This is a genomic window from Bacillus sp. NPDC060175, assembly GCF_042728695.1.
GTDB lineage: Bacteria > Bacillota > Bacilli > Bacillales > Bacillaceae_G > Bacillus_A.
Map to the genome: position 1 here is coordinate 86,770 of NZ_JBHWYR010000012.1, position 7,951 is coordinate 94,720.

A 7,951-nucleotide genomic window follows, 5' to 3' on the forward strand; every position below is an offset into this window, starting at 1 on the left:
AATGGATAGGCTATTATACTAAGTTGGATACATAAAATAAGGGCATGTAAACTTAGACTATTAAATTAAGCGAGGGTGCTACTATTATTGTTTTAGAAGTATCATTTTCTCCTGATTTTCATTCTGAATTTAAGAATACGGAAGTATCTAAAGCAAATCTGTATATAACAGGTTATATCGATAAATTAGCTGATGAAAATCATTAAAAGTATTAATTTAGATTAAAAAAGTGCACCTTCGATTGTTAGACTGTGTCTAATAATCGGAGGTGCACTTCAAAGGAATCAACTTTTTTTATTGAACTAAAGCACTCGTTAGCTTAGTAGCAAATTATTATAAACGACTATTTCTCCCAAAGTTCGATCAATCGACCTTCAGGATCTTTAATCCAAATAAACTTTCCAAATTCACTAATCTCTTCTTGCTTTTCAAGAGGTACACCAATTTGTTCAAGATGCTGAATAGTCTCGTTTAGATTATGTACTTGGAAATTTAACATCACTTGTTGTTCTGCTGGAAAATAACTGTCATTCTCGGTAAAGAAAGAAAAGATAGTCTCAGTTCCTAATTCGGGTTTAATCACAGTCCCATTCCAATTTTCTATTTCAATCTTCAATACTTCACTGTACCATTTTTTTATAACATCAATATTTTTAGTTCTCCAAAATATTCCTCCGAAACCTTTTATCATTCTATTTAACTCCTGTCTGTCTTTTAATTTTTAATGACATAGTATGTATTTAATATATCAAAACAAAACAGGAATAGTAAGGAGAATCAGTTGTTTCACCATTCTGAACAATCGGTACATATGAAGTACACCCAGTGCTTTCTCCATCTGCTAATCTATTTCCTCCGACAAAAAATAAGCCAATCCATTCGTTAACTCCTTGAGTATATGGGAGTAAATTTTTTATAGTATCTGGATTAAAACAATCAATTTTATCTACGAAATATTCTTCATTGAACAACTTGTATAAGTTGTATATTATTAATAAATATAGCTTGTACACTTTTCATAATGGTATTTGCTAAGTTTTTTTATAAAATAATCATGTGAAGTTAACATAATTTATTGTATCAATAGTATATATTTGCGTAGAATATCCATTTTAAGGTTTTGAAGTCCCCCCTAAATGAAAATTTTATTTCTCTAAAGTTAGTTACTTAGTGAAGTCTGCTCATTTTTTTCGTATTAGGGAAGAATGTACTTTTTAACTTGATGGGTATGGGGTAGTCCCCCTTTTAGCAAAACCGGAGTGGGAATGATGAGTATAAATAGTTTTGTGGGATTGATAAAGGACGAATTATTAAAAGAGGTAAGCATAAGAAGTGAGGATGAATTCGAGCCTGTAGTAGTTAAAGATATTCCTAGACTTTGGAAGTGTTTAGGGACAGGTAATTATGCCGCAGTATTTATGCACAAAGAATACAAAGATTGGGTAGTGAAAGTTTACGCGCGAGAAGGAGAAGGAATTGAAAAAGAGTCAGAAGTATACCGAAGAATCGGAAATCATCCTTCTTATTCGAAGCTTATATATAAAGGAGAAAATTTCATAGTATTGAAACGTTTAAAAGAAATTACCTTATACGATGCTATTCATAAGGGGATTAAAATTCCTAAGCAGGTAATCCTTGATATCAATGAAGCTATAGAGTATGCAAGGGAGCAAGGATTAACTCCTTGTGATGTTCACGGGAAAAATGTGATGATGGAAAACGGAAGGGGATATGTAGTCGATGTATCTGATTTCTTAAAAACAAAAGAAGATAGTAAGTGGAGAGACTTAGAAAAGGCATATTTTACATTTTACTTTCCTTTCATTTATAAATTGCCTTTCCCTGTTAAAATACCGTATTTCATGTTAAACATTGTTAGACGTTCATATAGAAAATATAAGAAGCTTAAACAGAAATTCAAATTGTAAAAGGACCACATACTTATCTTTAGGTTAGATAAGTGAACCACTAGTAAACAAAAGGACCGTACATTTTAAATATGTCTAATATGTACGGTCCTAATTTTATAACTTCATGAAGTAATTTATTTATAAAATGATTGTAACATTTGTATATAATACTGATATTATTATGAGAAGTAAATCTTCTTGTTTTAATAGAATATACCCATTTCAGTACATTTCATTTTAAACATATTGATGTACTATAGTTCTAAATAAATCACAATAACGGATTAGAAGGGGAATAAACTATGTACACAGACTCAATTGAGTATTAAAATTTTAATCTAATTTACCTTTGCATAGATGCAGGTATCAGTTAGTTTTTTACCGTCAGCTGAAAGATCTTCATTACGTAATATCCCTTCAAGCTCAAAACCTAGTTTTTCAGGGATCGTACGACTTTTAGTGTTATTAGATTCACATCGTATTTCAATCCTTCTAAATTTGAGTAACTGAAATCCAAGGTTTGTTAACTCACTTACTACTTCTGTCATATATCCATTGCCACTAAATTGCGTGTTAATCCAGTATCCAATTTCACATTTAGAAATCTTCCAATTAATTCCGTGAAGGCTAGCAGTTCCAATAAAATCATTAGTACCTTTATGATAGATAAGATAGCGAAAGCTTTCTCTTTTCAAAAAATCTATATGGGCATTTCTCAGGATAATTTCCGTTTCTTCAACAGTAGGAATTGACTGGAATAAAAGCAACCATTGCTTTAACTCACTAATTGAATCCTTAATAGCTTGGTGTACGACATTCCCGTCACCAGCTTGAAGTGGTGCTCGAAGAATTAGTCTGTCTGTTTCTATTTGTAACGGAACATCTAATAAAATAGAATTCATATTATTTCTCCTCTCGAAAACTTTAAATTATGACAGAATGAAACTTATATAATAAAAAAACTTTCACCTCAAAGAAATAATTCTTGAGGACGAGAGTTGCAATTTCGTGGTACGTTACTATAATAAATTAAAAAATACCCTATCTCACTAACAAGAAATCCCGTCACAGCATCACTATAAGTTATTATAGAACCGTGCGAAGCTCCTAGTCTTTCTTCATTAAGAACTTGATAGCAATACAGTAAGGCTTATCTCCCATAAAGGGGCCTCCCAAAAATTAGTGAACAATAAATATATATTCAATTAATCACTTAGAAATCCCTTTTCACATATTGAAAACTAAACTGACAGTTGGTACAAAAAATGGCTGCCGAAGCAGCCTTAGGTTGTTCAACTAATGCATGCGTTAGTTGAATAAGGAATTATTATTTTTCATCTATTGGCTTCCAATTTTTATCTTTTGCATAATGGGGTACCGCCACATCGCCATCAAGCTAAAATTTTATAGCACCCCCAGAACGAAATTTTGTGCTAACTTGTAACAAAAAAGCTCATTTTTTCGTTTTGGGGTAATTCTGAATTCTTAAGTTGATGGGCATGTGGCGATACCCCAGACACAAGTTGGAGACATTTTAACCTGTTCCCTGTATGTTAAGGAACTGGTTATTTATTTTACTGCTTTTTTTATAGAATTTTTGTATCATAACGGTCTAAAATTATTGAAATTTGTTTTTTCATTTAAGTTCCAAACATAATTACCTGTCAACGTGATATGTTCTCATCCAAGTGGAGATATATGCTGTAAATATTCCTCTGGAATGTCCATGCCTTTTGCACGTAAAGCATCTACTGCACGTGATATGTATACCGTATTCCATAATACAATTGCTGAAATAAGAAGTTGCAAACCACTAGCTCTATGTAATTGATCTTCATAAGAACGATCACGAATTTCCCCTAATCGATTGAAAAATACAGCTCGAGCAAGTGCGTGTTTTGCTTCACCTTTATTTAAACCAACCTGAACACGTCTTCTAAGCTCAGGACTCTGCAACCATTCTAATGTATATAAAGTTCTTTCAATCCTACCTATCTCACGTAATGTTACGGATAAGCTATTCGGCCTTGGATAGGCTACAAGCTTTTTAAGAATAAGAGAAGCTGTGACTGTTCCATTACGAACAGAACTAGTTAATCGTAATAAATCATCCCAATTTTCTCTTATTTTCTTTGTATGAATTGTTCCCCCAATCATAAATTCTAGATGCGGTTGATTTAAGGCTTTTCAAAAGTATAAATTTTATTCTTACTAAACGTTTTGATTCTAGGAGCAAATCGAAATCATAACATATGACACATGGCAAAGACATGATCTATAAATCCTGCCGCATCCGTATAATGTTCTTCAATATCCAAATCTGTTTCATGATATAGTAGGCCATCAATAATATGTGGTGCTTCTTCTAAAATGACTATGAATCTATGTCTTTTAAATAGAGCTGTTGTTACGCCGTAACCAGTTTGCTTATTTCCAATAATTACATAAGTCTTATCGTTTTTGCACCAGAACCGATACCCCTACATTTATCTGCCTCTTTGGTAAGGGATCGAATAAACCTTACTTAATCCATTGCGATTTCTGATAACTTACATGCAGAGGTATCGCTCAATATAACAAAAATGTAATGTTAATGAAATGTAATTCCACCGATACTATTAATGAAATTATATAAAATGAATGGGAGTTAAAGAATTTTTATAATGAAAAAGGAGAAGTATTAATGCGAAATATATTAAGTGTAGAAAAAATCGAAAAATATTATGGTAATAAAGATAATGTAACAAAGGCTATAGATAATATTAGTTTTAAGGTAGATGAGGGAGAATTTGTAGGGATAATGGGGCCTTCAGGAAGTGGAAAAACTACATTACTTAACTGTATATCAACTATTGATAATGTTACTACGGGAAAAATAATGATAAATAATAGTGACATTACTCGGTTAAAATCAAAGTCACTAGATAAGTTTAGACAAAATGAATTAGGGTTTATATTTCAGGGCTTTAATTTATTAGATACCCTTACTGCTTATGAAAATATTGCCCTAGCGTTAACAATAAAAGGTGAGAAAAGTTCAAAAATTGATGGCAAAATACAAGTAGTTGCAAAATATTTAGACATTGAACAAGTATTAAGCAAATACCCTTATCAAATGTCAGGCGGACAAAAACAAAGGGTTGGTTCGGCAAGAGCTATCGTAACAGATCCATCTTTAGTACTTGCAGATGAACCAACAGGATCGTTAGATTCTAAATCAGCTAGATTATTACTCGAAAGATTTGAAAGTTTAAATAAGGATTTAAAAGCTACAATACTTATGGTTACTCATGATGCATTTACAGCAAGCTATGCTCGTAGAATTCTTTTTATTAAAGATGGAAAAATATTTATCGAGTTGGTAAGAGGGAATGATTCCAGAAAAGAATTCTTTACTAAAATTATCGAAGTTATAACCCTTCTTGGAGGTGACGATAATAATGTACTCTAAGCTTGCTATTGGGAATGTAAAGAAAAGTCTTAAGGATTATGCAATATATTTCTTAACACTAACACTGGCTGTTTGTATATTTTATAGCTTTAACTCAATAGAATCACAAAAGGCACTTATGGAAATTAACGCTTCAGATAGAAAGTATGTGCCTACAGTAATGAATGCTATCTCAAATGTGTCAGTATTTGTATCCGTAATATTAGGTGGTTTAATATTGTATGCAAATAATTTCTTAATTAAAAAACGTAAAAAAGAATTAGGAATATACATGACTTTAGGTATGGGAAGAAGAAACATATCCAGAATATTAGTAACAGAGACATTTCTAGTTGGCGTTATATCTTTAGTAAGTGGACTTATAATAGGTATTGGAGTATCGCAGGGATTATCTACATTTACATTAAAGTTATTTGAATTGCCCATCAATAAATATAAATTTACAATTTCAACAGGTGCTATAGGTAAAAGCGTATTATACTTTGGAATCATGTTTTTGCTTGTTATGTTATTTAATGTATATGTTGTTTCTAAATACAAAATAATTGATATGTTAACAGCAGGTAGAAAAAACGAAGATGTAAAATTTAGAAATCCTCTTATCTATGTAATCACATTTATTATGTGTGTAGCATCACTTGGATATGCATATGTGACTGTATTAAAAATCGGATTGAATTTTAAAAATCCTATGTTTATGGTATCAATCATTCTTGGCATATTAGGTACATTGCTGTTTTTCTTTAGTTTATCTGGATTTATATTATATGTTGTAAAGAAGAATAAAAAAGTCTATTTTAAAGGGTTAAATATATTTATCATCAAACAAATAAATAGTAAGGTTAATACAAATTTTATATCCATGTCTGTAATCTGTTTAATGTTATGCCTTACACTGGTGGCTTTATCTACAGGAATCAGCTTTAACAGAATGATGGACGCAACAATGAAAGAAGTAACACCATTTGATGCCAGTATTACGTTGGAGAATAAGGATGAAAGTTACACGATAGAAGACGTATTAAATAAAGCTAATTTTAAAATAAGTAATAACGAAAAATATGTATCTTATAATGTATATCAAACAGGGATGGAAGTGGTGGACTTTATACCAGAACGTAAAGATTATGGTCGCGGTATGGATTTCATTAAAGTATCTGATTATAATAAAATTTTAAATCTTAAAGGTGAAAAGGAAATCACTTTAAATAACAATGAAGTTTTACTTTTATCAAATGATAACCGGTTGGTTAATTCGATAAATGAAAGATTAAAAAATAGCAATAAGGTGAATATTAAAGAAAAAGAATATCTGGTAAAAAACGCTAAAGTTATACAAGAGAATCTTTACACTTCTGATGGGACAACTAATTACTCCACAATCGTTATAAATGATGAGTTTTTATCAGGCTACAAAATTATTGCATCCATACTTAATGTAAATTATTCAGATGGAAATAGAGAAGAATATAATAAAAAATATGATAACGTTGCACGGGGCTTTTATGACGAAAATGGCCCGAAATTAAATATTAATCGTATAGCAGGCAAATCAAAGGATGAAGTTTGTGCAGAAAGTAAGGGATTGAAAACTATCATACTGTTTATTGGGATATATATAGGTATTGTATTTTTAATAACGAGTATGGCTGTATTAGCTCTTCAACAATTATCAGAAGCCAGTGATAGCATAGATCGATATAAATCTTTGAAGAGAATTGGTTCAAATGGAACAATGATCGACAAAACGATTTTTATTCAAACTTTCGTATACTTTAGTCTTCCAGTTATTCTTGCCATAATTCATTCTGTAGTTGGAATTTATTTAGTTAATATTTTTATTAATGCATTTCAACAAACAGACATTATTTTACCAGCATTGATGACTGGCTTAGTACTTCTTGTAGTTTATGTAGTATATTTCTACACGACATATGTCGGGTATAAAAATATTGTAAAAAGTAATACTTGATTTTATAATGCTCATTAGGGCTATTACACTTTGTTTCTCAAGATGTAATAGCCTTATATTCTGTATAGGGAGGGAAAAGTCATGAAAAAAATCATTCTGATTGAAGATGATGAAATCATCAGAGAAGAATTACAAAATTTTTTTATAAAGTATGGATATGAAGTAAAGGCTCCCACAGATTTTAATCATATTATCGAATATATAGAAAGTGAGAATGCAAACCTTATATTACTAGACATAAATCTTCCTGTGTTCGATGGCTATTATATATGCAGAGAAATACGTAAAACTTCAGATGTTCCAATCTTCATGGTTACAAGCAGAGATAGTGATGTAGATGAACTAATAAGTATGAATTTAGGAGCAGATGATTTTATAACAAAGCCTTATAATACAGAAATACTATTAGCAAGAGTAACAAACATTTTAAGAAGAACAACTGGAGATTTCAAGACGAATCATATCTTAATTTATAGAGATTTTAATTTAAATCTTTCAAATGCAACAGTTACTTATCAAGACAAGTCTGTAGAGTTAACTAAAAATGAAGTTAAAATACTCTCATGTTTAATAAATAATCGCGGAAATATTGTAAAAAGAGATTCACTCATCGAAACT

Annotated in this window: 6 protein-coding genes and 1 pseudogene; 4 read left to right on the forward strand and 3 right to left on the reverse strand. The window is 30.8% G+C overall.

The window, feature by feature from the left end; translation table 11 throughout:
* Window positions 1-343: 343 nt before the first annotated feature.
* A complete protein-coding gene (locus ACFWDE_RS09180; protein ID WP_377891676.1) occupies window positions 344-691 on the reverse strand; it encodes a VOC family protein in 348 nt (115 codons plus the stop codon).
* A 577-nt stretch (window positions 692-1,268) separates the two neighbouring features.
* Here ACFWDE_RS09180 and ACFWDE_RS09185 point away from each other — a divergent pair.
* A complete protein-coding gene (locus tag ACFWDE_RS09185) occupies window positions 1,269-1,928 on the forward strand; it encodes a protein kinase family protein (protein WP_377891679.1) in 660 nt (219 codons plus the stop codon).
* A 320-nt stretch (window positions 1,929-2,248) separates the two neighbouring features.
* On the opposite strand, the gene ACFWDE_RS09190 is transcribed toward ACFWDE_RS09185, so the two are convergent.
* The gene (locus ACFWDE_RS09190; protein WP_377891681.1) at window positions 2,249-2,812 is read right to left on the reverse strand and encodes a GNAT family N-acetyltransferase; all 564 of its coding nucleotides are present in this window, start codon (window positions 2,810-2,812) and stop codon (window positions 2,249-2,251) included.
* 700 nt (window positions 2,813-3,512) lie between these two features.
* Window positions 3,513-4,279, reverse strand: a pseudogene (locus ACFWDE_RS09195) (Tn3 family transposase); the annotation flags it as partial.
* Window positions 4,280-4,593: 314 nt separating this feature from the next.
* Here ACFWDE_RS09195 and ACFWDE_RS09200 point away from each other — a divergent pair.
* The 3 genes from ACFWDE_RS09200 to ACFWDE_RS09210 all read left to right on the forward strand — a co-directional run.
* Entirely contained in the window at window positions 4,594-5,361 is a 768-nt protein-coding gene (locus tag ACFWDE_RS09200; protein WP_377891684.1) for an ABC transporter ATP-binding protein, read from the forward strand.
* On the forward strand, window positions 5,351-7,333 hold the full coding sequence (locus ACFWDE_RS09205; RefSeq protein WP_377891687.1) for an FtsX-like permease family protein: 1,983 nt from the start codon (window positions 5,351-5,353) through the stop codon (window positions 7,331-7,333). The genes ACFWDE_RS09200 and ACFWDE_RS09205 overlap by 11 nt, the downstream gene beginning before the upstream one ends.
* Window positions 7,334-7,414: 81 nt before the next feature.
* The coding region (locus ACFWDE_RS09210; RefSeq protein ID WP_377891690.1) for a response regulator transcription factor at window positions 7,415-7,951 on the forward strand (537 nt) is incomplete at its 3' end.

Excerpts from the sequence above, each read along its gene's own strand:
- ACFWDE_RS09180 (WP_377891676.1), bottom strand. The coding sequence starts at position 691 with ATGATAAAAGGTTTCGGAGGAATATTTTGGAGAACTAAAAATATTGAT.
- ACFWDE_RS09185 (WP_377891679.1), top strand. The coding sequence starts at position 1,269 with ATGAGTATAAATAGTTTTGTGGGATTGATAAAGGACGAATTATTAAAA.
- ACFWDE_RS09190 (WP_377891681.1), bottom strand. The coding sequence starts at position 2,812 with ATGAATTCTATTTTATTAGATGTTCCGTTACAAATAGAAACAGACAGA.
- ACFWDE_RS09200 (WP_377891684.1), top strand. The coding sequence starts at position 4,594 with ATGCGAAATATATTAAGTGTAGAAAAAATCGAAAAATATTATGGTAAT.
- ACFWDE_RS09205 (WP_377891687.1), top strand. The coding sequence starts at position 5,351 with ATGTACTCTAAGCTTGCTATTGGGAATGTAAAGAAAAGTCTTAAGGAT.